The sequence below is a fragment of the Crinalium epipsammum PCC 9333 genome (assembly GCF_000317495.1).
Taxonomy (GTDB): Bacteria; Cyanobacteriota; Cyanobacteriia; order Cyanobacteriales; family PCC-9333; genus Crinalium; species Crinalium epipsammum.
In genome coordinates this window covers 1853585-1876412 of sequence record NC_019753.1, presented here as the reverse complement: position 1 = coordinate 1876412, position 22828 = coordinate 1853585, and the positions used below count along the sequence as shown (strand labels likewise).

The 22828-nt window shown below is 40.4% G+C and carries 26 protein-coding genes and 1 pseudogene; 12 read left to right on the top strand and 15 right to left on the bottom strand.

Annotated elements, in window-relative coordinates; translation table 11 throughout:
- Positions 1 to 32: 32 nt before the first annotated feature.
- Together recF and CRI9333_RS07950 are read left to right on the top strand one after the other, a co-directional pair.
- A complete protein-coding gene (recF, locus tag CRI9333_RS07955; protein WP_015202653.1) occupies positions 33 to 1151 on the top strand; it encodes a DNA replication/repair protein RecF in 1119 nt (372 codons plus the stop codon).
- Positions 1148 to 2629 (top strand): GUN4 domain-containing protein, encoded by a 1482-nt coding sequence (locus CRI9333_RS07950; protein ID WP_015202652.1) that lies wholly within the window; start codon positions 1148 to 1150, stop codon positions 2627 to 2629. The genes recF and CRI9333_RS07950 overlap by 4 nt, the downstream gene beginning before the upstream one ends.
- Before the next feature lie 328 nt (positions 2630 to 2957).
- Here the strand turns inward: CRI9333_RS07950 and CRI9333_RS07945 are convergent, their stop codons facing one another.
- Together CRI9333_RS07945 and CRI9333_RS07940 are read right to left on the bottom strand one after the other, a co-directional pair.
- Complete coding sequence (locus tag CRI9333_RS07945) at positions 2958 to 3224, bottom strand: type II toxin-antitoxin system RelE family toxin (RefSeq protein ID WP_015202651.1); 267 nt, start codon at positions 3222 to 3224, stop codon at positions 2958 to 2960.
- The gene (locus CRI9333_RS07940) at positions 3224 to 3430 is read right to left on the bottom strand and encodes a hypothetical protein (RefSeq protein WP_015202650.1); all 207 of its coding nucleotides are present in this window, start codon (positions 3428 to 3430) and stop codon (positions 3224 to 3226) included. The genes CRI9333_RS07945 and CRI9333_RS07940 overlap by 1 nt, the downstream gene beginning before the upstream one ends.
- A 217-nt stretch (positions 3431 to 3647) precedes the next feature.
- On the opposite strand from CRI9333_RS07940, the gene CRI9333_RS07935 reads away from it, so the two are divergent.
- Positions 3648 to 3938 carry a nucleotidyltransferase family protein gene (locus CRI9333_RS07935; protein ID WP_015202649.1) on the top strand — a complete coding sequence of 97 codons (291 nt, stop codon included), beginning with the start codon at positions 3648 to 3650 and terminating at the stop codon, positions 3936 to 3938.
- Positions 3928 to 4281, top strand: coding sequence for a HepT-like ribonuclease domain-containing protein (locus tag CRI9333_RS07930; protein WP_015202648.1), 354 nt, complete (start codon positions 3928 to 3930; stop codon positions 4279 to 4281). The genes CRI9333_RS07935 and CRI9333_RS07930 overlap by 11 nt, the downstream gene beginning before the upstream one ends.
- A gap of 75 nt (positions 4282 to 4356) precedes the next feature.
- On the opposite strand, the pseudogene CRI9333_RS25615 reads toward CRI9333_RS07930, so the two are convergent.
- From CRI9333_RS25615 to CRI9333_RS07905, 6 genes and pseudogenes are all read right to left on the bottom strand, one after another.
- Positions 4357 to 4460: pseudogene (locus CRI9333_RS25615) on the bottom strand (element excision factor XisI family protein); the annotation flags it as partial.
- 47 nt (positions 4461 to 4507) lie between these two features.
- On the bottom strand, positions 4508 to 5113 hold the full coding sequence (locus CRI9333_RS07925) for an exopolysaccharide biosynthesis protein (protein WP_015202647.1): 606 nt from the start codon (positions 5111 to 5113) through the stop codon (positions 4508 to 4510).
- A gap of 149 nt (positions 5114 to 5262) precedes the next feature.
- Positions 5263 to 5931 (bottom strand): arsenical resistance protein ArsH, encoded by a 669-nt coding sequence (arsH, locus tag CRI9333_RS07920; protein ID WP_015202646.1) that lies wholly within the window; start codon positions 5929 to 5931, stop codon positions 5263 to 5265.
- Between the two features lie 22 nt (positions 5932 to 5953).
- Entirely contained in the window at positions 5954 to 6346 is a 393-nt protein-coding gene (gene arsC / locus CRI9333_RS07915) for an arsenate reductase, glutathione/glutaredoxin type (RefSeq protein ID WP_015202645.1), read from the bottom strand.
- A 24-nt stretch (positions 6347 to 6370) separates the two neighbouring features.
- Positions 6371 to 7435, bottom strand: coding sequence for an ACR3 family arsenite efflux transporter (arsB, locus tag CRI9333_RS07910; RefSeq protein ID WP_015202644.1), 1065 nt, complete (start codon positions 7433 to 7435; stop codon positions 6371 to 6373).
- Between the two features lie 143 nt (positions 7436 to 7578).
- Positions 7579 to 7908 carry an ArsR/SmtB family transcription factor gene (locus CRI9333_RS07905; protein WP_015202643.1) on the bottom strand — a complete coding sequence of 110 codons (330 nt, stop codon included), beginning with the start codon at positions 7906 to 7908 and terminating at the stop codon, positions 7579 to 7581.
- Positions 7909 to 8127: 219 nt separating this feature from the next.
- Between CRI9333_RS07905 and CRI9333_RS07900 the strand changes: the two genes are divergently transcribed.
- The 3 genes from CRI9333_RS07900 (at position 8128) to CRI9333_RS07890 (ending at position 11938) form a co-directional block, all read left to right on the top strand.
- The gene (locus tag CRI9333_RS07900; RefSeq protein ID WP_015202642.1) at positions 8128 to 9717 is read left to right on the top strand and encodes an ATP-binding protein; all 1590 of its coding nucleotides are present in this window, start codon (positions 8128 to 8130) and stop codon (positions 9715 to 9717) included.
- 428 nt (positions 9718 to 10145) lie between these two features.
- The gene (locus CRI9333_RS07895) at positions 10146 to 11348 is read left to right on the top strand and encodes an HhoA/HhoB/HtrA family serine endopeptidase (protein ID WP_015202641.1); all 1203 of its coding nucleotides are present in this window, start codon (positions 10146 to 10148) and stop codon (positions 11346 to 11348) included.
- Between the two features lie 137 nt (positions 11349 to 11485).
- Positions 11486 to 11938 (top strand): PspA/IM30 family protein, encoded by a 453-nt coding sequence (locus CRI9333_RS07890; RefSeq protein ID WP_015202640.1) that lies wholly within the window; start codon positions 11486 to 11488, stop codon positions 11936 to 11938.
- Positions 11939 to 11975: 37 nt separating this feature from the next.
- Here the strand turns inward: CRI9333_RS07890 and CRI9333_RS07885 are convergent, their stop codons facing one another.
- Both CRI9333_RS07885 and dnaK read right to left on the bottom strand, forming a co-directional pair.
- Positions 11976 to 12656 carry a hypothetical protein gene (locus tag CRI9333_RS07885; protein ID WP_051035355.1) on the bottom strand — a complete coding sequence of 227 codons (681 nt, stop codon included), beginning with the start codon at positions 12654 to 12656 and terminating at the stop codon, positions 11976 to 11978.
- A 437-nt stretch (positions 12657 to 13093) separates the two neighbouring features.
- Entirely contained in the window at positions 13094 to 15010 is a 1917-nt protein-coding gene (gene dnaK / locus CRI9333_RS07880; RefSeq protein WP_015202638.1) for a molecular chaperone DnaK, read from the bottom strand.
- A 49-nt stretch (positions 15011 to 15059) separates the two neighbouring features.
- On the opposite strand from dnaK, the gene CRI9333_RS26640 reads away from it, so the two are divergent.
- The 4 genes from CRI9333_RS26640 to CRI9333_RS07870 all read left to right on the top strand — a co-directional run bounded on the left by CRI9333_RS26640 (position 15060) and on the right by CRI9333_RS07870 (position 18058).
- A complete protein-coding gene (locus tag CRI9333_RS26640; RefSeq protein ID WP_157462287.1) occupies positions 15060 to 15221 on the top strand; it encodes a hypothetical protein in 162 nt (53 codons plus the stop codon).
- 78 nt (positions 15222 to 15299) lie between these two features.
- On the top strand, positions 15300 to 15431 hold the full coding sequence (locus CRI9333_RS28075) for a hypothetical protein (protein WP_269667518.1): 132 nt from the start codon (positions 15300 to 15302) through the stop codon (positions 15429 to 15431).
- A 151-nt stretch (positions 15432 to 15582) separates the two neighbouring features.
- Positions 15583 to 16590, top strand: coding sequence for a tRNA dihydrouridine synthase DusB (gene dusB, locus CRI9333_RS07875; protein ID WP_015202637.1), 1008 nt, complete (start codon positions 15583 to 15585; stop codon positions 16588 to 16590).
- 31 nt (positions 16591 to 16621) lie between these two features.
- Positions 16622 to 18058: a cation:proton antiporter gene (locus CRI9333_RS07870; RefSeq protein ID WP_015202636.1), complete on the top strand. Its 1437-nt coding sequence runs from the start codon at positions 16622 to 16624 to the stop codon at positions 18056 to 18058.
- 12 nt (positions 18059 to 18070) lie between these two features.
- Here CRI9333_RS07870 and coaE read toward each other — a convergent pair whose 3' ends face one another.
- Together coaE and CRI9333_RS07860 are read right to left on the bottom strand one after the other, a co-directional pair.
- Positions 18071 to 18652: a dephospho-CoA kinase gene (gene coaE / locus CRI9333_RS07865; protein WP_015202635.1), complete on the bottom strand. Its 582-nt coding sequence runs from the start codon at positions 18650 to 18652 to the stop codon at positions 18071 to 18073.
- A 35-nt stretch (positions 18653 to 18687) separates the two neighbouring features.
- A complete protein-coding gene (locus CRI9333_RS07860) occupies positions 18688 to 19527 on the bottom strand; it encodes a uroporphyrinogen-III synthase (protein ID WP_015202634.1) in 840 nt (279 codons plus the stop codon).
- A gap of 165 nt (positions 19528 to 19692) precedes the next feature.
- Between CRI9333_RS07860 and CRI9333_RS07855 the strand changes: the two genes are divergently transcribed.
- Positions 19693 to 20646: an exopolyphosphatase-like protein gene (locus CRI9333_RS07855; RefSeq protein ID WP_015202633.1), complete on the top strand. Its 954-nt coding sequence runs from the start codon at positions 19693 to 19695 to the stop codon at positions 20644 to 20646.
- A 218-nt stretch (positions 20647 to 20864) separates the two neighbouring features.
- On the opposite strand, the gene cobA is transcribed toward CRI9333_RS07855, so the two are convergent.
- The 3 genes from cobA to CRI9333_RS07840 form a co-directional block, all read right to left on the bottom strand.
- A complete protein-coding gene (gene cobA / locus CRI9333_RS07850) occupies positions 20865 to 21581 on the bottom strand; it encodes a uroporphyrinogen-III C-methyltransferase (RefSeq protein WP_015202632.1) in 717 nt (238 codons plus the stop codon).
- 219 nt (positions 21582 to 21800) lie between these two features.
- Positions 21801 to 22043: a hypothetical protein gene (locus tag CRI9333_RS07845; RefSeq protein WP_015202631.1), complete on the bottom strand. Its 243-nt coding sequence runs from the start codon at positions 22041 to 22043 to the stop codon at positions 21801 to 21803.
- A 120-nt stretch (positions 22044 to 22163) separates the two neighbouring features.
- Positions 22164 to 22646 carry a hypothetical protein gene (locus CRI9333_RS07840; protein WP_041226473.1) on the bottom strand — a complete coding sequence of 161 codons (483 nt, stop codon included), beginning with the start codon at positions 22644 to 22646 and terminating at the stop codon, positions 22164 to 22166.
- Positions 22647 to 22828: the final 182 nt, after the last annotated feature.

Below are 22828 nucleotides of genomic sequence, written 5' to 3'. Positions count from 1 at the left end.
AGTCCTCAGTTCTCAGTTTTCAGTCTTGAACTATGTACCTAAAAACTCTTCACCTCCGCTCATTTCGCAACTACCAAGATCAACGGGTTGACTTCAGCGCCCCGAAGACGATTTTGGTAGGAAATAATGCTCAGGGAAAATCTAATCTACTAGAGGCGGTGGAATTACTAGCAACGCTCAAAAGTCATCGGGTAGGGCGCGATCGCGATCTTGTCTTAGAAGGAGCATCTGCTGGACAAATTACCGCCACTTTAGAACGCAAATATGGTGTTGCAGATTTAGCTTTAACAGTACGCACTCAAGGACGGCGTACTGTCGCCCTCAATCAAGAAAACTTAAAACGCCAACTAGACTTTTTAGGTGTTCTCAATGCTGTAGAATTTTCCAGTTTAGACTTAGATTTAGTTCGAGGCGCACCTGAACGCCGTCGTAGTTGGGTAGATTCTTTATTAATACAAATTGAACCAATTTATGCCCATATTTTACAACAATATAACCAAGTATTAAAACAACGTAATGCTTTATTAAAAGAAATTAAAAGTGAGCATTCATTAAGTAAAAGTCAAGATGCACAATTAACTTTATGGGATGTGCAACTAGCAACTACTGGCTCAAGGGTAACACGCCGACGCGCCAGAGTATTAAAAAGGTTAGCGCCACTCGCTCATAATTGGCACGCTAGTATTAGTGGCAAGACTGAAATCTTAGAAATCAAATATGCTCCTAATGTTAGTTTAGAAGACGACGATCCAGAAAAAGTTCAACAAGCATTTTTAGATAAAATTCAACAACGTCGTCTACCAGAACAAATCCACGGTACAAGTTTAGTTGGTTCTCACCGTGATGAAGTAGAATTTACAATTAATCAAACACCTGCTAGAGCTTATGGTTCTCAAGGACAACAAAGAACGTTAGTATTAGCACTTAAACTAGCAGAATTAAAGTTAATTGAAGAAGTCGTTGGCGAACCACCTTTGCTGCTACTTGATGATGTACTAGCGGAATTAGATCCACTGCGACAAAATCAGTTACTTGATGCAATACAAGACCGTTTTCAAACTTTAATTACTACTACACATTTAGGATCTTTTGATGCTGATTGGTTAAAATCTTCTCAAATTTTATCAGTTCAGGGAGGAAATATCAAATGAGTAGTACCCTTAGTCAGTGTCTTAATCCTAATTGTCTGCACCAAAACCCCAATCAGACTAAATTTTGTCAGAGTTGTGGAATAAAATTGCTACTCGCAGATCATTATCGTCCTATTCGTTATCTTGGTGAGGGTGGTTTTGGTCGCACTTTTATCGCCGTAGATGAACATCGCCGCAATAGTCAATGTGTAATTAAACAATTTTTACCGTTACAACAAGGTAGCGGGGCGTTGCAAAAATGTATTCAGTTATTTGAACAAGAAGCAGATTTATTAGACAAATTAGGGAAACATCCCCAAATTCCCGATTTGTTAGCTTTTTTTGAGCAAGATGGCAAGTTATATTTAATTCAAGAGTTTATTTCAGGACAAGATTTACTCAAGGAATTACAAGCAAAAGGTAGATTAAACGAGACTCAGGTAAGAGAACTTTTATTAGAAATGTTACCTGTGTTAGATTTTATTCATAATAAATCAGTCATTCATAGAGATATTAAGCCAGAAAATATTATTCGCAGAAGTATCCCGCTTGACCCTGCTATTGTAGGTAGAAAAGTTAGCGATTTAGTGTTAATAGATTTTGGAGTGTCTAAACAAATTAGTGCTACAGTAATGACTAAAATAGGCACAGGTATAGGTACTCCTGGCTATGCTGCACCAGAACAAAATAGAGGCATGGTACACCCTTCCAGCGATTTATATAGTTTAGCAGTAACAGCAATTAGATTGTTAACGGGAGTATTGCCAGAAGAAAGAAATGGTTCAGTTGTTGATGAAATTTTTGATCTGCATAATTTCGAGTGGGTTTGGAAAGAATGGTTACAGCAAAAAGGAATATCTGTTAATCAAAACTTGGCACAAGTTTTAGATAAAATGTTGCAGGATAAGATTGCCAACCGCTTTCAATCTGCTACAGAAGTTTTATCAGCATTGCAATCTCCATCAATTCCTCAAACAGTTGTTTCACAATCATCACTGCCAAAAACTATTATTTCTCCACAACCACAAATTAATTTAGTTACTTCTAAATGTGACTATCGGAAACTGGATAGATTATTAGCAGATGGAAAATGGCGAGAAGCAGACAAAGAAACTACTATAGTAATGTTAAAAGTAGCAGGAAGGGAAAAAGAAGGTTACTTAGATTTAGATAGCTGTCGCAATTTTCCTCCCCAGGAGTTACGCACTATTGACCAATTGTGGTTAAAGTATTCCAATAACAGATTTGGTTTTTCTGTGCAGAAACAAATCTGGGTCACAAATGGTGGTAAATTAGATGGTAGCTATGATTGGGATACTTACTGTAAACTAGCAGATGAAGTGGGCTGGAGAAAAAGAGGAAACTGGTTGAGTTACTCAGACCTTACTTTTATAATAAATGCACCAAAAGGACACCTCCCTGGTTGTGGGTGGTGTGGTGGTGTGGGGGTGAATAGGAAGAGAGGGTGGAGGAGAAGATTACTCTTTTCTCTTCTCTAAACTAGAGCATATAAGGCTTTTAAATCGAAAAAAAAATTTTTCTATAAAGCTTTTGGTACGAAGTTAGTAGGGTTGTAGCGTTTCGTTACCTGTTATCTGGCTGGTTTATCCTTTTCCAATTTTCAATAATTGTACTTGCTTTAATCCCTTGTTTTCTGACAACATCAATCTTTTGGTGGATGCACAACTATGGCATCTCACAACATTGTGCTGCTGTTGTTTCTTTCTCCAACTTGAATGATGCGATCGCAGATGCAGATTTTGCTCACATTGGTCAAAGTATGGCACTGCATTAAGCAATTTACCTATAACACAACTGAGATGACCATTAAGGAAAGTATCTGTAAATCTCTTTGCGATGCAATATCCTGATGAAATACACGACACTATCATTAAATTTAATACCGATTCGGTAATCCCCTACTCTAATACGATAGTAGTCTGGCTCACCTTTGAGTTTTTTGAGATTGCTAATTTCACTCAATTGTTCTGCTTGTTCAACCCGTTCAATAACTTCTTGAATTCTTGGCAACAAGTCAGTATCAAGAATTTTGAGCAAATCTTTTTCAAAACTCTTTCTAAACTCAATATTCATTATTTCTTATGCAAAATTTTGAAAATTTCATCGCGACTGACTATTTCAGTATTTTCGCCTTCTTTGATAGAATTTTTCATCGCTATATCTTCTAAAGCTTCTATTAAAAGTTCAGAAAAATCTTCTTTTTGTTCTTGCAGTAACTCAAGAATTACTGCTTTTAGCAACTCTTTGAGTTTACTTTCCTCTAAAGTAATTTCCGCCATTGTCTTGTGTGTATTTTATTAGGTACATTATAGTGTAAAAAATTCTGTCAGTGTCATCATTAATTAGCGGTCTTAATAGAATGATGCACAGCGATCGCATCTCACAACATTGTACTGCTGTTGTTTCCTTCTCCAACTTGAATCAGGCGATCGCACTCCTTCAATAGGATCTAAAAAGTGCTAGCTTAATATTGAATTGTTTGCACGAAAGCCAGCCATGAAACGGGATGAGGTACTGTACATTCTAGCGACACACCGAAAGCAATTGCAGGAAATGGGAGTAAAATCTCTTAATTTATTTGGTTCAGTGGCGCGGGATGAAGCTCATCTAGATAGTGATGTAGATTTTATAGTAGAGTTTGATCGACCAGGCGGATTGTTTCAACTTTTGCAAGTGCAGTATTATTTAGAAGATATTCTGGGATGTTCTGTAGATTTAGGAACTCAGGATGCTTTGAGAGAACATTTGCGAGAACCTGTACAAAAGGATATTATTTGTGCCTTCTAGAGATTGGCGGCAACGCATTCAAGATATTTTGGTATCTATCACTGAAATTGAGCAACGTATAAACGGCATAACATTTGAGGAATTTACCAAAAATCCAACCATTGTCAAAGCTGTTCTCTACGATTTTGTAGTTATTGGAGAAGCTACTAGAAATATACCTAATGAAATCCAGTCCCGCTATCCTCTCATACCTTGGCGTTTGATGGGAGGGATGCGTAATGTGGTAACTCACGAATATTTTCAAGTTAGTTTGATGCGAGTTTGGGAAACAATTCAAAATGATTTACCTTCATTAGTCCCACAACTACAGGAAGTGTTGCAGACAGAAGTATCGGGAGAATAGTTATTTTGTTGATCTGCACTTTTTCCAATACTGCGATCGCACTCTTTCAATTTGTCAGAAATAAATAAACTAATCCTAAGTGCCAATAGCAAAGCCTGTGTATTGTCTAATTAAAGGTTCATGGAATGCTAAAACAATATCTTCTTTGGAACGCCTAATTTAACTAATTCCTCTGCTATCTCGCTTCCTGTCTGTTAAATTAACTATACAAAATCCCATTACCTAATTATCTAAATAAATTTTCCAAAAAACCAGGAGCTTGCCAAATCAAATAACCAACTACTGCAAATAACAAAGTAATAACAACAGTTACTCCATAACTAACACACATTAACAATCCATCAGACTCTAAAGTTGCAATTACAAATAATAAAATCCCAATGGTAGGAATAGGATTAGTTAAAGGAAGAGGTAAAATCAGTAAAATTGTTAGCCACGCAATACAGAAACCATTCAACCGCCAAATTCGCTGATTATCGGCAATATGCAATAACCTCCGCCGTGAAAATTTCTCTAGTAACCCAGTACCCCGTTGCACATTTTTCAACATTTGCAAAGCAAACCAACGGGGAAACTTAAACCGAGCGAATCTTTTAGGTAGCCAAGGAGTTCTTCTGCCCATAGCCATTTGCATAGCTAGTAAAAAGCTAGCTGCTCCAAAGATACCAGTGGCTCCAGGCGGCATGGGCAGTAAAAAAGGTAAAACTAGCAAACCAATAACCAAGCTAAAACCCCGCTCGGAAGTTTTTGCTAAGATATCTCCCAATGTCAAGGGATGATTAGCTAAACTTTCTAGCAACATTTTAAGATCTTGAGAGAACTTCTTACCCATATACTTAAGTGTGCCATAAGGGTGATAAGTGTTGCGATCGCTATAAACTCATAAAAGTTTCCTACCTAACCCCATAAAATTTCTAATAGAGACTACAAAAACTTGTGGTTTGACCACAAGTTCCCTAATTCCGGTTTTCTCCCAATCGCTTATTTGCCTCTAGCCGCGTTAAGTTCAAGCGCATTATCAGCTACTTTTATAGTCTCAGAAGCAGCTTTTTCCTTACGTTCACTGTAGCGGTCTGTTAAGTAATCAACTTTGTCACGCAACAGCAGCGTAAACTTGTAAAGTTCTTCCATCACATCAATCACGCGATCGCGATAAGGTGAATCCTTCATCGTGCCATCTTCATTAAACTCCTGATAAGCTTTAGCAACAGAAGACTGATTGGGAATTGTAAACATCCTCATCCAACGCCCTAAAAGTCGTAGTGTATTGACTGCATTAAAAGATTGAGAACCACCACTCACTTGCATCACTGCCAATGTTCTGCCTTGAGTTGGTCTAACTGCCCCAATACTTAACGGAATCCAATCGATCTGATTTTTCATAATCCCTGTAACTTGCCCGTGCATCTCCGGGCTAGACCAAACTTGCCCCTCAGACCACTGGCTCAACTCCCGTAACTCCTGTACTTTTGGGTGAGTATCGGGAACACTGCCATAGATAGGAAGTTCACGCGGATCAAAGAATTTGACCTCTGCCCCAAACTCTTGAATAATACGGGCTGCTTCCTCTGCTAATAGACGACTGTATGAACGCTCTCGCAACGAACCGTATAAAAACAAGATTCTGGGTGGATGCTCAAAGTTAGTCATATTATCTAAATAAGTGAAAATTCTACAGTAAAGACTCAATTAGCTGAGTTACCCGCGTTCTAATCTCATCACGCACTCTCGGAAAAATTTCCGGTTGTTCAGCCGGATCATCTAGTTGCCAGTCTTCAAAAACTGCTCGCTCAACCCACTCCGGGGGCAAATTCACACCACACCCACACAGAGAAATTACAATATCAAAATCTTTGGCGTTAAACTCATTCAAAGCTTTCGAGGTTTGACGGCTAATATCAACGCCAATGTCTTTCATTGTAGCGATCGCTTCTGGTCTAACAACACTGGCTTCTAATCCCGAACTCGTCACATCAATCGTTCCAACGCCTAGATGCTTGGCAAATCCTTCTGCCATTTGAGAACGAGCAGAGTTCTTTTTACAGACAAACATTACACGCTTCATCAGTCTAAATCCTTGTTGTTACTATTAAAATGCTTCTGATTTCGACGCTATAAAATAGCGTTTCTCAAACCAAAACGCTACATTTACCAAACCGATTAATACAGGTACTTCTACTAAAGGACCGACAACTGCTGCAAAGGCAGCACCCGAATTAATCCCAAACACCGCAATTGCAACTGCGATCGCAAGTTCAAAATTATTTCCTGCTGCTGTAAACGCCACACTTGCAGCTTGAGAATAGTTTGTCTTGATGCGCCACGCCATATAAAAGCTGACAAAAAACATCACAACGAAGTAGATGATCATCGGAATTGCAATCCTAACCACATCCAGGGGAATTTGAACAATTAAGTTCCCTTTCAAGCTGAACATGACAACAATTGTAAAAAGCAAAGCAATCAGCGTAATCGGGCTAATTTTAGGAACAAATTCCTCGTGATACCACTGCCTACTCCTCGCCTTTACTAAAAAGAACCGAGTGAAAAATCCCGCTAAAAAGGGAATTCCAAGATAGATAAATACACTTTGGGCAATTTCCGCAATGCTGACATTAACGACACTGCTTTTCAAACCAAATAGCGGTGGCAGCACACTCAGAAAAAACCACGCATAGGGACTATAGAATATCACCTGAAAGATACTATTAAAGGCAACCAATCCAGCCGTGTACTCAGTATTGCCTCGCGCCAAGTCGCTCCAAACCACAACCATCGCAATACATCGAGCTAACCCAATCAAGATCAGCCCTACCATGTATTCTGGGTAGTTATGCAGAAAGGCAATTGCTAGGAGAAACATCAGAATAGGTCCAATAATCCAATTCTGAACCAGCGACAATCCCAGAATTTTGCCATTACGAAATACATCGCCTAACTCTTCATAACGCACCTTAGCAAGTGGTGGATACATCATCAGAATTAAGCCGATAGCAATCGGTATATTGGTTGTTCCTATTTGGAACTGGTTAATCACAGCATCAACGCCTGGGAAAAAGTAGCCGATACCTACCCCGATTGCCATTGCTAGAAAAATCCAGAGGGTCAGGAAGCGATCGAGAAAAGAGAGTTTTTTGATAGGTGCTTGCTTCATCTCATACCAGCAACTACTCCCCGCCTGCAACTTCAAGTTCAACAACGGGACAGTTTGTTAACCTCTCTATTATTTCAAGAAAAATTGATATGTCAAGCAAAAAAATAATTGTATTAAGTAGATCTACTTGAAAAAATTGAGGATTAAACCTCGTCTCGACAAACCCGTGTAGGCAAAATGGGACTAAATCGGCGGTACTCCGATAGGTACTGCTCTAGAACAACAAACTGGGACAAATTAAGGCTGTAATAAATCCACCGTCCCTGTTGACGAGCGCGAACTAACTCTGCTTCTTTGAGTGCTTTCAGATGAAAAGACAGTTTAGACTGGGTAGTTCCCAGGTGTTCGCAGAGTTCGCAAACGCATAACTCTTGAGAGCGCAACAATTCTAATACCTGAATCCGAAGAGGGTCAGACAGCGCCTGAAAGCCAGCAATTATCAGGGGGGATGTGGTTGAAGAAACTGACTGCATCAATTTTTATTGAAATATAGTTTTATTTTAAACAACTTGAGTCAAAACTTTAGCAACAGCAGCCTGATACAGGCGTGTGTTATCAACCTCTAAATAAATTTTTTTTACTTAAATGCAAACATTTGTTAATCCAAATTAAGAATAACCACTAAAAAAGATGAATTCTAGCGTAAAATTGCAGACATCTAAGCCAATTGGCAATTAGCATAAAGATTTCTCATGCAGCAGACTGGTCTGCCCCTTAACTCATTAGCGATAGAGCCTGCAATTAACCGTCATGCCTTGGTTGTTGCTCCAGACATCCCCCTTACTGATGTCTTAGCTCTAATGAGTAGGGCAAGAAGTAGATGTGTGCTGCCTAATTCAAATTCTAGAATAGACGCGGCTGAAGAAAATAGCAATTTTGACCCATTAATCCACCAACTAGCAGTAGATGAAGAAGTTGCTAGTGATGCTGCTGGGTGTGTCTTAGTAGTGCAAGAAAAACAGTTAGTGGGCATATTTACCAATCGAGATATTGTTAGGTTAACTGCTGCTGGCACTTCCTTAACAAATCTTACGATCGCGGATGTCTTACCAAAACAGTTAATTAGCCTTAATCAATCAACCTCTCACGATATCTTTACAGTTATTTCTCTGTTTCGTCAGCATCACATCCGCCACCTACCGATTATTGCTGATGATGGTGAAATAGTGGGAATTGTGACCCATGAAAGTATTCGGAAAGTACTACAACCTGTTAACTTACTAACACGATTGAGACTTGTTAGTAATGTTATAGATATTTTAGATCGTGTGGCGGCGGAAACAGCCTTACGAAAATCAGAATCACAATTGAGAGAACAAGCAACCCGCTTAGAACAAACTTTGCAAAAGTTGCAAAAAACTCAAACTCAACTAATTCACACCGGAAAAATGTCTAGTTTAGGGCAGTTGGTAGCAGGTATTGCCCACGAAATTAACAACCCAATTAATTTTATCTATGGCAACATTACTTATGCCGATCAATATATTCAGGATATAGTTCACTTGCTGCAACTGTATAAAAATTATTATCCTGAACCAGTGCCAGAAATTGTGGAAGTAGCCGAAGATATTGATTTAGATTTTGTCAATAGAGATTTGCCAAAACTATTGGGTTCAATGAAACTTGGTGCAGATAGGATTAGGGATTTAGTCCTGTCATTGCGAAACTTTGTACGCCTTGATGAAGCTGAGATGAAATATGTCAATATTCATGATGGTATCGAAAGTACCCTGTCAATTTTGCAAAATCAGCTTAAAGCTAAACCAGGGCGTTCAGAAATTCAGGTAATTAAAGATTATGCCAAACTACCATCTGTAGAATGTCACGCAGGGCAACTCAACCAAGTATTTATGAATATCCTGAGTAATGCTATTGATGCGCTAGAAATTCAGCACAATTCAACGGCGATACGCCAATTGCTAACTACCTCTGTACAGCAGATTAATTGTGGAGGTTTGGAAACGCAGATTGAAAGGGCTGAGGACTTTCCTTGGATTCTGATTAGCACAGAAGTCTTAGCAAATAATTGGGTAGCGATCCGAATTGCTGACAATGGTAATGGGATGAGTGAAGAAATCTGTAACCGTCTGTTTGACCCTTTTTTCACAACAAAACCTGTTGGAGAAGGAAAGGGGCTAGGGCTTTCGATTAGCTACCAGATTGTTACAGAAAAACATGGGGGTCAGATCAAGTGTATTTCCCAACCAGGTCAAGGCGCGGAGTTTGTGATTGAGATTCCGATCCAGCAGCAAAATCATTCTGGCAGTTTAGCGATCGCCTGAGCAACGATGCTAGATTTAGCACTAAGTATTTAAACACTCTTAGGACTTACGCACCGAAAGCCTGAAACCTAGATCCCCCTAAATCCCCCTTAAAAAGGGGGACTTTGAATTTCCCCCCCTTTTTAAGGGGCGTTGGCGTAGCCTGCGCGTAAGCGCATAGCCTTCCCGAAGGGTAGGGGGGCTAGGGGGGATCTCTGCGGAAGTCCTGTACTCTATTTTTTTGAAGGCAAAAAAGCCTGGAAAACCTAAAGTCTATCTGAACAGGTAGTGAATCCCTATCAAAACCCATTAAATTATAGATAAGTAGATACGAACAAATAAACTTAACTGCTTGTGGCTGTTTTATCGTCGCCAGTTCTGTTGATAAAAAGTTATGTTTAATTTGATTAACCTACTTATTACCTGTCTTGCTGTCTTTAGGCGCAATTATGAGTTCATTTGTCAAGCAGCTAACTACTTACGTCTCTTTGCTAGTTATCGGCGGTGGTGCTGGATTATTGGGCAGTCGCTATATTAAGGCACAGGACACCGACACTAATAATCAATCTCAGGCTGTTCAAGTTGCCCTACAGCAACCATTCGCCCCAACCAAGACCAGTGGGGCAAAAGATAACCTCAATTTCGTTGCCCAAGCTGCCGAACAAGTGGGACCCGCCGTAGTACGCATTGACGCTGCTCGTAGTGTTGCCCAGCAAGTGCCAAAAGAATTTTCTGATCCATTATTCCGTCGCTTTTTTGGTAATGAAGCACCAACGCCAGAAGAAAGGGTAGAGCGTGGTACTGGCTCTGGATTCATTCTCAGTGCAGATGGACGTTTGATGACTAATGCTCACGTGGTAGCTGGATCTGATACCGTAAAAGTGACGCTCAAAGATGGTCGGACTTTAACTGGTAAGGTATTGGGCGCTGATCAAGTTACAGATGTGGCTGTTGTCAAAATTGATGCTACCAACTTGCCTAGCGTCAAGCTAGGAAGTTCTGAGAACTTAACCCCTGGAGATTGGGCGATCGCAATTGGTAATCCTTTAGGCTTAGATAACACCGTCACATTGGGAATTGTCAGCGCGACAGGTCGCTCTAGCTCCCAAGTAGGTGTACCTGATAAACGAGTTAGCTTTATTCAAACCGATGCAGCAATTAACCCTGGTAACTCAGGCGGTCCATTATTAAACGCCAAAGGTGAAGTGATTGGCATTAACACTGCCATCCGTGCTGGCGCACAAGGTTTAGGTTTTGCCATCCCAATTGAAACAGCAGAACGCATCGCTAATCAATTGTTTACTACAGGTAAGGTTGAGCATCCCTATTTAGGCATCCAAATGTTGAGCCTAACTTCAGAACTGAAAGCCGAAATTAATAAATCTCAAGGCTTACCTTTTAAAATCACCTCAAATAAAGGTGTATTGATTGCAAAAGTTGTTGATAACTCACCCGCAGCTAAAGCTGGTCTTCGTGCTGGAGATGTGATCCAAAAAATTGACGGCAAATTAGTTGAATCTGCGGCTGATGTCCAGCAGCGTGTAGAAGGTAGTGCTATCAATGGAGTGTTGCAATTAGAAGTCAACCGTAATGGGCAAATTCAGACCATCCCCGTAAAACCAGGCGCGTTTCCAACTAATCAAGCAGAATAAATTAGGACTTAGGCATTTTAACGGGCTGGTGAGCGACTGTTAGCTAATTCGTGATTTAGTAAAGTTTTGTAACGAATTAGAAAAAAAGTCTCCTCTCAGAACGAAAAGCTATTGTCACCCAAGGAACGAGGGGAACAATGGCGAAAATTACAGGAAAAAAAATCTTTTATTGGTTCATTGGCGAAACTGCTGGGCGTAGCGCAGTTGGGATTTGGAAATGGCTGTGGGGTTTACCTGTTGAACCAGGTGGAAAGATTGCCGAAAAAGTAGCGCAAGAGTCGTTGCAATTCATGCAACAATCTGTTGTGCAACTAACTGAGGCGGTGGCTAGAGTTGTCGCTCCTTATCAGCAAGCTCAAGAGAAATATCGCAAAAAACAAGAAGAATATCATCAAGCGGAACGTCAACCACAACTTGCTTACCGCCAAGGTCATGAAGAAGCGGCGCGTTTGGCAATACTGGCGAGAAACTTAAATTCTGAAACGCCACCACAAGATAAGTTAACAGATGATGAAGTTAAGGGAATTGTAGAGCGATCTCAACCATTACCCCCTGAAATGATTAGTGATGATGAACTGCAAAAATATTAAATCAAATCTATGCTTAATCCTTATCTTTGATAGTGGACTACCTCAAGAGGGACAAAACAGGGTTAATCACCCCTATACAAGTTCTTGAAAAGTAAGAAAACCAAGTAATAATCCCCAATAGCTTAAAAATACTTATTAGTAAATGTGCTTTTTTAAAAAAATATGTAATAATTCCAATATTGTCAATAATTAAAGATAATCCAAAAAATATAAAAGCAAGTATAAGAAGAATAAACTCTGTTTTTAAAATTGTTTTTCTAAATTTGATTAGATATAGCAAAGCAATAATTCCATATATCACAGCAACACATTTTTCAGAAACATTTAAGTATTTAGGAAAAACTTCTTCATGTAATAAAAAAAGATCGTCTAGTAATAAGAGAGATGTTAGACTACCAGAAAATAGAAAAAATTGCGAAAATTCTTTTTTTATTTTTTTATTAAAAAATATTGCAAAGCAAAAAAAACAAACGCTTGCGGTAGAACACCAAAATAATACACCTATATTTGAAATTGCTCCGTAGTAAAAAGGTGATTTTGTTATGGATAATGGATCTGCTGCAAGAATTTCAAAAGGTATTTTACTAAAAAATATGATGACTAAAAGAACAACTACTGGTATATATATTACAAACATTACTGGAAGCAATGTTTTGAATTGAGCGAATAAAAACTTTTTCGCGTGCTTATTGGACAGACGATTAATTTTTCTTGACATAAAAACTATGCTTGCGAGCTTAACACATGAGTGTATCCTTTAATAACATTGTTTGAACTTGTTTAATATTGGGGTCATAAGCGATACCGTTTAAGTTGCTCGATTTTTTGTTTCCGTCATGTAATTTAATCAACTTTCCGTGTATTACCTGGAGAAACATCACCATCAATTACTGGAACTGAAAACACTTTCAACCATGTATTACTTGGAGTAGAAGCGTAGAACCCAAACAGCAATTTGTTATGATTTTAAATCGCCAGATCAAACAGTATTTAATAAGGTTTAATCGTGCAAGTGCAACGTGATAAAAATTCGAGTGACTATCATTTTGCGCTTTTAAAATAGAAATCTTGCACCTGTTGCTAATTGCGATCAAAAAAAGATGGATAGCGTAACCGCTACCCATCATTCATTATTTAACTAAGCTATGAGCGAGCTTACTTAGTTTCAGAAAATTCGGCATCAATCACATCATCACCGCCGCCGGAGGTTTGACCATTACCACTAGCACCATCTGAAGCACCGCCTGTAGGGTCAGCAGTAGCGCCGCCAGCTTGTTGATAGATACTGCTACCGATAGTGTAAAGAGTTTGTTGCAACTCAGGCATCACGGTCTTGATGCGATCGTCATCATCTTTAGCAACAGCATCTCGCAGATCATTAATTAAGCCTTCTGCCTTAGACTTGTCACCAGCAGGGACTTTATCGCCTAGTTCAGTGATTTGCTTCTCAGCTTGGTATACCAGCGAGTCAGCTTGGTTCTTGCGATCAATCTTCTCACGACGTTCGCGGTCAGCCGAAGAATTCTTCTCAGCTTCCTTAACCATCCGATCAACTTCGTCGTTGGGGAGAGTAGAAGCACCAGTAATACTGATGGATTGTTCCTTACCAGTACCCTTGTCCTTCGCCATAACTTGCAGGATACCGTTCGCGTCGATATCGAAAGTTACTTCAATTTGAGGTACGCCACGAGGTGCAGGAGGAATGCCATCTAAGCGGAAAGTACCCAGACTCTTGTTGTCATTGGACATTTCACGCTCACCTTGTAGAACGTGAATTTCTACATTGGTTTGACCATCAACCGCAGTCGAGAATACTTCTGACTTTTTGGTAGGAATGGTGGTGTTGCGAGGAATAATCTTGGTCATTACACCACCCAGGGTTTCTACACCCAAAGACAGTGGGGTAACGTCGAGTAGCAGAATGTCTTTAACTTCACCAGCTAATACACCAGCTTGGATAGCAGCACCAATAGCTACTACTTCATCTGGGTTAACGGTTTGGTTGGGGTCTTTGCTGAGAATGCGCTTAACTAATTCTTGTACAGCAGGAATCCGAGTGGAACCACCTACTAGAACTATTTCATCGATCGCACTCTTATCAATTTTCGCATCACGAATCGCATTTTCTACTGGAATGCGGCAGCGATCGATTAAGTCAGAGCAAAGTTCTTCAAATTTAGCCCGTGCTAAGGTCACATCTAAGTGTTTAGGGCCATCCTGAGTAGCTGTGATGAAGGGCAGGTTGATTTCTGCTTGGGTAACGCTAGAAAGCTCAATCTTGGCTTTTTCTGCGGCTTCTGTCAAACGTTGCAAAGCTTGACGGTCTTTACGCAGGTCAATACCTTCTTGCCGTTTGAATTCATCAGCTAGAAAGTCAACAATTTTCTTGTCGAAGTCGTCACCACCCAAATGAGTGTCACCAGAAGTTGCTAATACTTCAAATACACCTTCACCAACTTCTAGGATGGAAACGTCGAATGTACCACCACCAAGGTCAAATACGATGATGGTTTCGTTGCTTTTCTTGTCTAAACCGTAAGCTAGAGATGCGGCGGTAGGTTCGTTGATAATCCGCAGTACTTCAATACCAGCAATTTTACCAGCATCTTTGGTTGCTTGGCGTTGGGAGTCGTTGAAGTAAGCAGGAACGGTAATTACTGCTTGGGTGACGGTTTCGCCGAGATACTTACTAGCATCGTCTACCAGCTTACGCAGAACTTGAGCAGAAATTTCTTCTGGAGCAAATTGCTTACTTTGGGCGGGACAGTCTAATTTAACGTTGGCGTTGTTGTCGCGAAGTACTTTGTAAGATACTTCGGTAGCTTCATGGGTGATTTCATCAAACTTACGCCCAATGAAACGCTTAACAGAATAGAAAGTATTTTCAGGGTTCATTACCCCTTGGCGCTTGGCGATTTGACCGACTAAGCGATCGCCATTCTTCGCAAATGCTACTACAGAAGGTGTTGTCCGAAAACCTTCAGCGTTGGCAATAACAGTGGGCTTACCACCTTCCATTACTGCTACGCAGGAGTTAGTTGTACCTAAGTCAATGCCAACTACTTTTGCCATAATGAGTCTTCTTTCGTTCCTATAACTACAAAATTGTGGGGTGCAAGGGATGACAGGATTGCTAATTGAACCAACTAGGTTGTTCAAGAGCAGCCAGTCTAGTTTTAATACTGCTTATGTACCAATCTATATACTGAGTGCGGTTAGGCTTTCTCTTGAAGGGTGGTTTTCCGAACCTGAATTGGGACGGTTAGGCTTAAGAGTTGTCTAGACTGGCTCATGTACCTCAAATTTATTTATTAACGTCACTGAAACTAATGTAGGTAAATATCTGGGTTGAGTAATTGGGGTGAACCGTATATATATAGTTGTGTTTGCCGTCTCGAATGTCTGTAGTCGGGTTTTCAAGGTAGAAATTATCAATAATTTGATTTCACAAATTCTGAATAGCCCACAGGGGATGCGATCGCACCTAGAATAAATAGGACTTATGCACCAAAAGCCTGAAATCTAGCTCCCCCTAGCAGGGTTTAAAAAGGGAGGAAATTCAAAGTCCCCCTTGTTAAGGGGGATTTAGGGGGATCTCTGCGTAAGTCTTAATTAAAAAAGCCTCATTGCCTCCACATCGCATTATGTCCCTCTCTCTATGCCTGAAAACCAGACTTTCCACACCTTTAAAAATCGGTAACTTTGAAGTTAAAAGTCGGGTTTTACAATCTCCTTTATCGGGTGTGACAGATTTAGTATTTCGTCGCTTGGTGCGTCGCTATGCGCCAGAGTCGATGATGTATACCGAAATGGTACAGGCGACAGGGTTGCATTATCTCAAAGAGCTACCAAAAATTATGGAGGTAGACCCCAACGAAAAACCAATTAGCATTCAACTGTTTGATTGTCGTCCAGATTTTATGGCAGAAGCGGCACAAAAAGCAGTAGCAGAAGGTGCTGATACAGTTGATATAAATATGGGTTGTCCAGTTAATAAAATTACTAAAAAAGGTGGCGGTTCTTCTTTATTAAGACAACCAGAAGTTGCTGAGGCAATTGTTAGGGAAGTAGTTAAAGCTGTAGATGTTCCAGTAACAGTTAAAACTCGGATTGGTTGGAGCGATCAGGAAATTACTATCCTAGATTTTGCGAAACGAATGCAAGATGCAGGGGCGCAAATGATTACAGTGCATGGTCGCACACGCGCCCAAGGTTATAATGGCTCTGCTAACTGGGAATGGATAAAACGAGTAAAGGAAGTTATCTCAATTCCAGTTATTGCTAATGGAGATATATTTTCAGTTGAATCAGCAGTACGTTGTTTAGAAGAAACAAATGCTGATGGCGTGATGTGTTCGCGGGGAACTTTAGGTTATCCGTTTTTGGTGGGAGAAATTGATTACTTTCTAAAAACTGGGGAGGAATTACCACCAGCAACGCCTGTGCAACTGTTGGAATGTGCAAAGGAACATTTACAAGCTTTGTGGGATTACAAAGGCGAAAAGGGGATACGTCAAGCGCGTAAGCACATGGCGTGGTATTGCAAGGGGTTTGCTGGTGCTGCGGAGTTGCGGGGACAGTTGAGTGTAATTGAAACTGTTGATCAGGGTTTGGAGATGATTGATCGTGCTTTCAGTCTCCTCACGGTTTAATGTATCAACAGTTAGAGCATTTTTATCACTCATGTTTTTGCAGCAGACAATTACAGATTTTAGTTCTGGGATAGTATCCCCAATCGCTTCTATGCCATTATTAGCAACGGTCGAGGCAGAATATTCACCACTTGTGCTTACCGGAGTTTTGCTGAGTTTAGTGGTGATTTATCTAGCCAGTAAAATCGGCGCGGAAATAGCTAAACGCCTAGATTTTCCTCCAGTTTTGGGTGAATTGGTTGCAGGGGTAATTGTGGGGGTGTCGGCGCTACACCTAATAATTTTTCCCGAAAGTGGGCTGTCAGCCTCTGATTCAGGGGTAATGATGGTTATGCAATGGATTAATCATCTTTCTCCCGCCGCGCTGACAAGTGTATTTGAAACCAAGAGTGAAGTTATTTCAGTGCTGGCTGAATTGGGCGTGATTATTCTGCTATTTGAAATAGGTCTGGAATCGGATCTCAGGCAACTCAAAGAAGTGGGGTATCAAGCTACCGTCGTCGCCTGTGTTGGTGTGGCGGTTCCTTTTGCAGCAGGTACGGCTGGCTTGATGACAATATTTCACGTGGCAGCAATTCCAGCAATTTTTGCGGGGGCTGCTTTAACGGCAACCAGCATCGGGATTACATCGAAGGTGTTGTCTGAATTAGGACAGCTTAAATCTAAGGAAGGTCAAATTATTGTTGGGGCGGCTGTTATTGATGATGTATTGGGAATTATTGTGCTGGCGGTGGTAGCAAGTTTAGCCAAAACTGGTGAGATTGATGTCGCCAATGTTATTTACTTAATTGTGAGTGCAACAGCTTTTTTGATCGGTGCGATTTTGTTGGGTGGCATCTTTAACCACAGCTTTGTTGTAATTGTGGAGAAATTCAAAACTCGTGGCAATGTGATTATTCCAGCATTTATTTTTGCCTTTTTTATGGCATTTATCGGCAGTGCGATTCATTTAGAAGCGATTTTAGGTGCTTTTGCGGCTGGTTTGGTTCTGGATGAAACTGATGCCCGCGATGAGTTAGATGAATTGGTGAAGCCGATCGCAGATATATTTGTGCCAATTTTCTTTGTAACTGTGGGCGCACGGGCGGATCTGGGTGTGCTAAATCCGACAGTACCAGAAAATCGCGCTGGACTTTTTATTGCCACATTTTTGATGGTGGTGGCTATTCTTGGCAAGGTGGTTACAGGTTGGGCAGTGTTTGGTCAACCTGGAATTAATAGATTAGCGGTTGGGGTGGGGATGATCCCCAGAGGTGAAGTCGGGTTAGTGTTTGCTGGTATTGGTTCTGCCAGTGGGGTGCTTGATAAGCCATTGGAGGTGTCTATTATTATCATGGTGATTCTGACTACGTTTCTAGCACCGCCGTTACTGCGGATCGTTTTTAATCAACCTGTGGAACCTCCAAGCCAAGAAGAATCTACGGGCGAGTCAGCAATTTTAGCGAGTGAATCTCAGATTATTTCTTGATGTTTCTTAGGGCTACCCTAAAGCTAAATCTATTTGTTTTAGTAAACTTGGTAGTGTAGATGTATTATCCAAAATTACATCAGCGCGATCGCATTTTTCTTGTAAGGGCATTTGGCTGTTAATTCTAGCTTGCGCTTGGGCTAATTTTAAGCGATCGCGCCCTATCAATCTCTCTAGTTGTTGTGTAGGTGAACAATACACCACCCAAATCTCATTAACTAAATCAGTCATCCCCGCTTCAAATAACAACGGTATTACCATTACCACCGTCGCATCTGATTGAGATATTGAGTTCAAATCATTTTCTAAATGTTGACGCACATAAGGGTGAATTTGCTGCTCTAACCAGCTACGCTCATCTGGGTTATTAAACACAATCTCACCCAAACTTTGCCGATTTAAACTTCCATCCGTGAGCAAAATACTAGCACCATATCGTGCTGCAATCCGACCAAGGATTGCTGAACCTGGTTCTACAGCAACTCTAGCGTAAATGTCTGCATCAAAAACTGGAAAATGGCGCTCGGCAAGATAATTAGAAACTGTACTCTTGCCAGTGCCAATTCCACCAGTAAGCCCGATTATACGTTTCAAAATTTAATAATTGAAAATTAACTATCTCAAAATAATTAAACTATATTTAAGGGTTTCGCCCATTGGATGATAGCTTGGGTTAATCCCTCCAATGTATATTCGCGTGATTCTAGGTCTACTTTGCCTAATAACTGATGGCAAGTTTCTGAGGTTTGAGGACCAATTGAAGCGATCGCCACACCATTTAAAGACACACCGCCATTTTGTTCTACCAACTGATAAAAATTCTTGACTGTTTTGGAACTAGCAAAAGTAATTATATCTACCTGCTGGCGCTGAAGTGCTTCTAAAGCCTCATGTGAGATTTCCTGGGGACATCGAGACTCATAAGCTGCTACTTCTACAACTTCTGCACCAATAGCTGTTAATTGTTTAACTAAAAGTTCTCTCCCGCCTGTTTCCACTCTAGGAAATAAAACTTTTTTACCTGCTAATTGTTCTGGAAAGTTTTCTACTAAGGAATCTGCTATAAAATCTGGCGGAATAAAATCAGCTTGTAAACCATGCTGTTTTAGATATGCGGCTGTTTTTTTACCAACTACGGCAATTTTGAGATTAGCTAAGGCATAAGTATATATACCTTGCGCCCCTAGTCTTTCAAAAAAATACTCTACGCCATTGGCGGAAGTGAGAATTAGCCAGTCGAAAGTGTTGAGGTTAGCGATCGCACTATCCAAGGCTTCCCAGCTAGAAGGATGACCAATTTCTAGAGTAGGCATTTCAATCACCATAGCGCCTTCTCGCTTCAGGCGATCGCTAAATTGGTTTGACTGTCCTGCTGATCGGGTAACCAAAATAGTTTTGCCTGCAAGTGGGGGTTGAGAATTGGCGATCGCGGGTTCAGGGTTGGAAATTAAGGGTTCAGTTGTAGACATAGCTTATCAATTATCAATGACTAAGATTACTCTACTTATCAGTGTGGATTCAAGCAGAAATTTGGGAAAACTGAGTTAAGGGCATTTTGTTATACCTGTTTTACAATTAGTTAGAAGGCTATTCAAGCAAAGCTTTCTTGAAATTCTGTTTTGGAAAAAAATTCTATGCTACTCACCGACAAACAATATAGATTAGTTACTAGAAGTGATTTTGACGGTCTTGTTTGTGCAGTTTTATTAAAAAGTTTAAATCTTATTAATGAAATAAAATTTGTTCATCCCAAAGATATGCAGGATGGCAAGATTGAAATTACAGATCAAGATATTACTACCAATTTACCTTATGTAGAAGGTGTTGGTTTAGCCTTCGATCACCATTTAAGTGAAACTATCAGAAACCCAATTCTTAAAGACAGCTACATTATTGATCCAAATGCTCCTTCAGCCGCTAGGGTGGTTTATGATTATTTTGGTGGTCAAGATAAGTTTCCTGAGATTTCCCAGGAAATGATGGTAGCGGTTGATAAAGCTGACTCAGCCAAATTTGCTATGGATGAGGTTTTACATCCTCAAGGCTGGGTACTATTAAATTTCATCATGGATTCTAGGACAGGTTTAGGTAGATTTAAAGATTTCCAAATTTCTAACTACAACTTGATGATGCAATTAATTGAATACTGTAAAAATCACAGTATTGATGAAATTCTTAACTTGCCTGATGTTAAAGAAAGAGTTGAGCTTTACTTTGAGCAAGAAGAAAAGTTTAAGGAGCAAATTAAAAGATGCTCAACTGTTTATGGCAAGTTAGTTGTTTTAGATTTGAGAAATGAAGAGGTAATTTATGCAGGGAATCGCTTTATGATTTATGGGTTGTTCCCTGACTGCAATATCTCTATGCACGTTATGTGGGGACTGAAGAAACAAAATGTAGTTTTTGCGGTTGGTAAGTCCATTTTTGATCGCAGTTCTCAAACTAATATTGGTGAGTTGATGTTAAAGTATGGCGGTGGCGGTCATGCTAACGCGGGAACCTGCCAAGTTGCTGTTGATGTAGCAGAAGAAACGTTAAAATCGCTAGTTTCTGAAATTAATGCAGAAGGGGAAAACCCCACCCCCTAGAGCGTGTTTTTAAACTTCTGTGTCAAATTTAGATCCCCCTAAATCCCCCTTAAAAAGGGGGACTTTGAATTCCCCCCCTTTTTAAGGGGGTAGGGGGGATCAAGATTTCAGGCTCTCGGTGAGTAAGTCCTATGTTGACATCCACCCCGCCGTGAACGGTCGGGGATTCCAATCTACCCAAACAAACTTAATTGTATAGGTTCTAGGTGGGATAATTGCTAATTGCTAGTCGCTAATTGCACAACTTCGCCAATGACAATTACTACTGGTGAAAGGGAAACGCCAGAGGTTTGTTCGATGATATTTTCTAGGGTTGATGTCCAAACTTGTTGCTGAGGAAATCCCGCCCAACGGATAATTGCAATTGGTGTAGAGAGCGATCGCCCATTTTTTTCTAAATGCTGGATAATTTCACTAAGATTACGCCCACCCATCAAAATTACTAGCGTTTCCATCCGCGCTAAAGCTTCCCAGTCTAAAGCATCTGGTTCATGGGCAGTTACAACTGCAAAACCTCGGCTTAGTACTGGATCAGTTAACGGTATTCCTGCTAATAATGGCGCTGCTAGTGCTGATGAAATTCCTGGTACTACTTCAAATTCACAACCAGCAGCAATTAACGCTTGAATTTCTGAAGTACTGCGACCAAATATAAACGGATCGCCACTCTTTAATCTTACTACCTGCTTACCTAATTGGCATTGTTTAACTAACAAAGAGTCAATTTCTGATTGTGGTGTTGATGGTAGTCCGCCACGCTTTCCAACATTCAGCTTTAGGCAATTAGTTGACACCAGTTGCAAAAGTTGTGTATCTACTAAGGCATCGTATACTACTACATCTGCTTGAGCTAACAGTTGTTGTCCCCGAATTGTCAGGTAGTCTATATTTCCTAATCCTGCACCTACAAGATAGACTTTGCCTGTTTGCTTCATGGTTTTGATGCTAATTACAAAAAAATATATAATTCTGGCAAATAAAATGCCCCGTCAATTGATTGAGGGGCAAATGTTGTGATGTTGAAAAACAAGGGCGGATTTAAAGATAGTGCCTAAGTGTGAAGACTTAGTGACATCTAAATGGCATTAATGCGATCGCGCAAGCGCTGACTTGTCAGTTCGCGTAGCGACTCCGCAGGAGTATTGCACATTTATTTAGCTGTACTCTTCATCAGCAGGGTCGCCATAAGGATCTTCACTAGCTGAACGCACATCGCCGTAGTCTCCTTGGTCAGCAGGGTCGCCATAAGGATCTTCACTGGCTGAACGCACATCGCCGTAGTCTCCTTGGTCAGCAGGGTCGCCATAAGGATCTTCACTAGCTGAACGCACATTACGGTCTTGCTCTTCGTCGCCACCTACGGCATTCTGTACCATTCTGAAAAATTCATCTACCATTATTTTTCTCCTGATTAAATTGAAGAGTGAAATAGGTTTACTAGGGTCAAAATTTATGCAACAATTGGGTTTTTATTTCCAGTTGGCTGCTGTACTTAGAGCCGACTAATGCAAAAACCCTTACTGTGCTGGGACTGCATCATCACCCAAACCTCTTAAGTCACGACCATCAGATCGATTGTTATAACCTTTAAAATCTCGGTACTGTGCAGCTTCTTGCTCTGGGACTTTGATACCCCCAGATGGTGGTGTTACCCAGTGAACGCGCTTTTGCTCATCTCGATAATAAACACGGCCATTTTTAGAAAGGTAATACTGTCCTTGCGCCCCTTCACCTTTCTTATTTTTATTTTTATTGTAAAGGTAGAACAAAGCTGCTGCACCTCCCAAAATAGCTACTTTTTGGGTTGTACTTAATCCTTTCTTGGCTTGAGGCTGTCTGGAATTAGGCGCTGTTCGTGTGCCACCACGAGTATCATCAACAGGTGGTGGAGTATTTGACCCGCCTCCGCAACTTGTTAAAAGTGGCAATGTCATTAATGCTGAAAGCAACCATGCTTTTACAGCTAAACCTTTTTGGCGTTTCGGGTAAGTTTGATTTATGAGATTTTCTGTGATGCTAGAGCTATCATCTGTGGTGATTTGATGGATCAGCTTTAATTTTGGCATTTCAAAACATTTTTTCCTTTTTATAAATTTACCCAGCAATTAATAAAAATGTGATTGTGAGAACTATCCCACCTTACAAGTGCTGGTTTTGGCTTAAGGTGAGCTAAGTATGATTA

Coding starts and splice junctions, on each gene's coding strand:
- CRI9333_RS07950 (WP_015202652.1), top strand. CDS start 1,148: ATGAGTAGTACCCTTAGTCAGTGTCTTAATCCTAATTGTCTGCACCAA.
- dnaK (WP_015202638.1), bottom strand. CDS start 15,010: ATGGCAAAAGTAGTTGGCATTGACTTAGGTACAACTAACTCCTGCGTA.
- CRI9333_RS07845 (WP_015202631.1), bottom strand. CDS start 22,043: ATGGTAGATGAATTTTTCAGAATGGTACAGAATGCCGTAGGTGGCGAC.
- CRI9333_RS07860 (WP_015202634.1), bottom strand. CDS start 19,527: ATGTCTACAACTGAACCCTTAATTTCCAACCCTGAACCCGCGATCGCC.
- CRI9333_RS07935 (WP_015202649.1), top strand. CDS start 3,648: ATGAAACGGGATGAGGTACTGTACATTCTAGCGACACACCGAAAGCAA.
- arsH (WP_015202646.1), bottom strand. CDS start 5,931: ATGACTAACTTTGAGCATCCACCCAGAATCTTGTTTTTATACGGTTCG.
- CRI9333_RS07925 (WP_015202647.1), bottom strand. CDS start 5,113: ATGGGTAAGAAGTTCTCTCAAGATCTTAAAATGTTGCTAGAAAGTTTA.
- dusB (WP_015202637.1), top strand. CDS start 15,583: ATGTCCCTCTCTCTATGCCTGAAAACCAGACTTTCCACACCTTTAAAA.
- arsC (WP_015202645.1), bottom strand. CDS start 6,346: ATGAAGCGTGTAATGTTTGTCTGTAAAAAGAACTCTGCTCGTTCTCAA.
- cobA (WP_015202632.1), bottom strand. CDS start 21,581: ATGAAGCAAACAGGCAAAGTCTATCTTGTAGGTGCAGGATTAGGAAAT.
- CRI9333_RS07885 (WP_051035355.1), bottom strand. CDS start 12,656: ATGTCAAGAAAAATTAATCGTCTGTCCAATAAGCACGCGAAAAAGTTT.
- CRI9333_RS07895 (WP_015202641.1), top strand. CDS start 10,146: ATGAGTTCATTTGTCAAGCAGCTAACTACTTACGTCTCTTTGCTAGTT.
- CRI9333_RS07855 (WP_015202633.1), top strand. CDS start 19,693: ATGCTACTCACCGACAAACAATATAGATTAGTTACTAGAAGTGATTTT.
- CRI9333_RS07890 (WP_015202640.1), top strand. CDS start 11,486: ATGGCGAAAATTACAGGAAAAAAAATCTTTTATTGGTTCATTGGCGAA.
- CRI9333_RS07900 (WP_015202642.1), top strand. CDS start 8,128: ATGCAGCAGACTGGTCTGCCCCTTAACTCATTAGCGATAGAGCCTGCA.
- CRI9333_RS07870 (WP_015202636.1), top strand. CDS start 16,622: ATGTTTTTGCAGCAGACAATTACAGATTTTAGTTCTGGGATAGTATCC.
- CRI9333_RS07905 (WP_015202643.1), bottom strand. CDS start 7,908: ATGCAGTCAGTTTCTTCAACCACATCCCCCCTGATAATTGCTGGCTTT.
- arsB (WP_015202644.1), bottom strand. CDS start 7,435: ATGAAGCAAGCACCTATCAAAAAACTCTCTTTTCTCGATCGCTTCCTG.
- CRI9333_RS07940 (WP_015202650.1), bottom strand. CDS start 3,430: ATGGCGGAAATTACTTTAGAGGAAAGTAAACTCAAAGAGTTGCTAAAA.
- CRI9333_RS26640 (WP_157462287.1), top strand. CDS start 15,060: ATGACAGGATTGCTAATTGAACCAACTAGGTTGTTCAAGAGCAGCCAG.
- CRI9333_RS07945 (WP_015202651.1), bottom strand. CDS start 3,224: ATGAATATTGAGTTTAGAAAGAGTTTTGAAAAAGATTTGCTCAAAATT.
- recF (WP_015202653.1), top strand. CDS start 33: ATGTACCTAAAAACTCTTCACCTCCGCTCATTTCGCAACTACCAAGAT.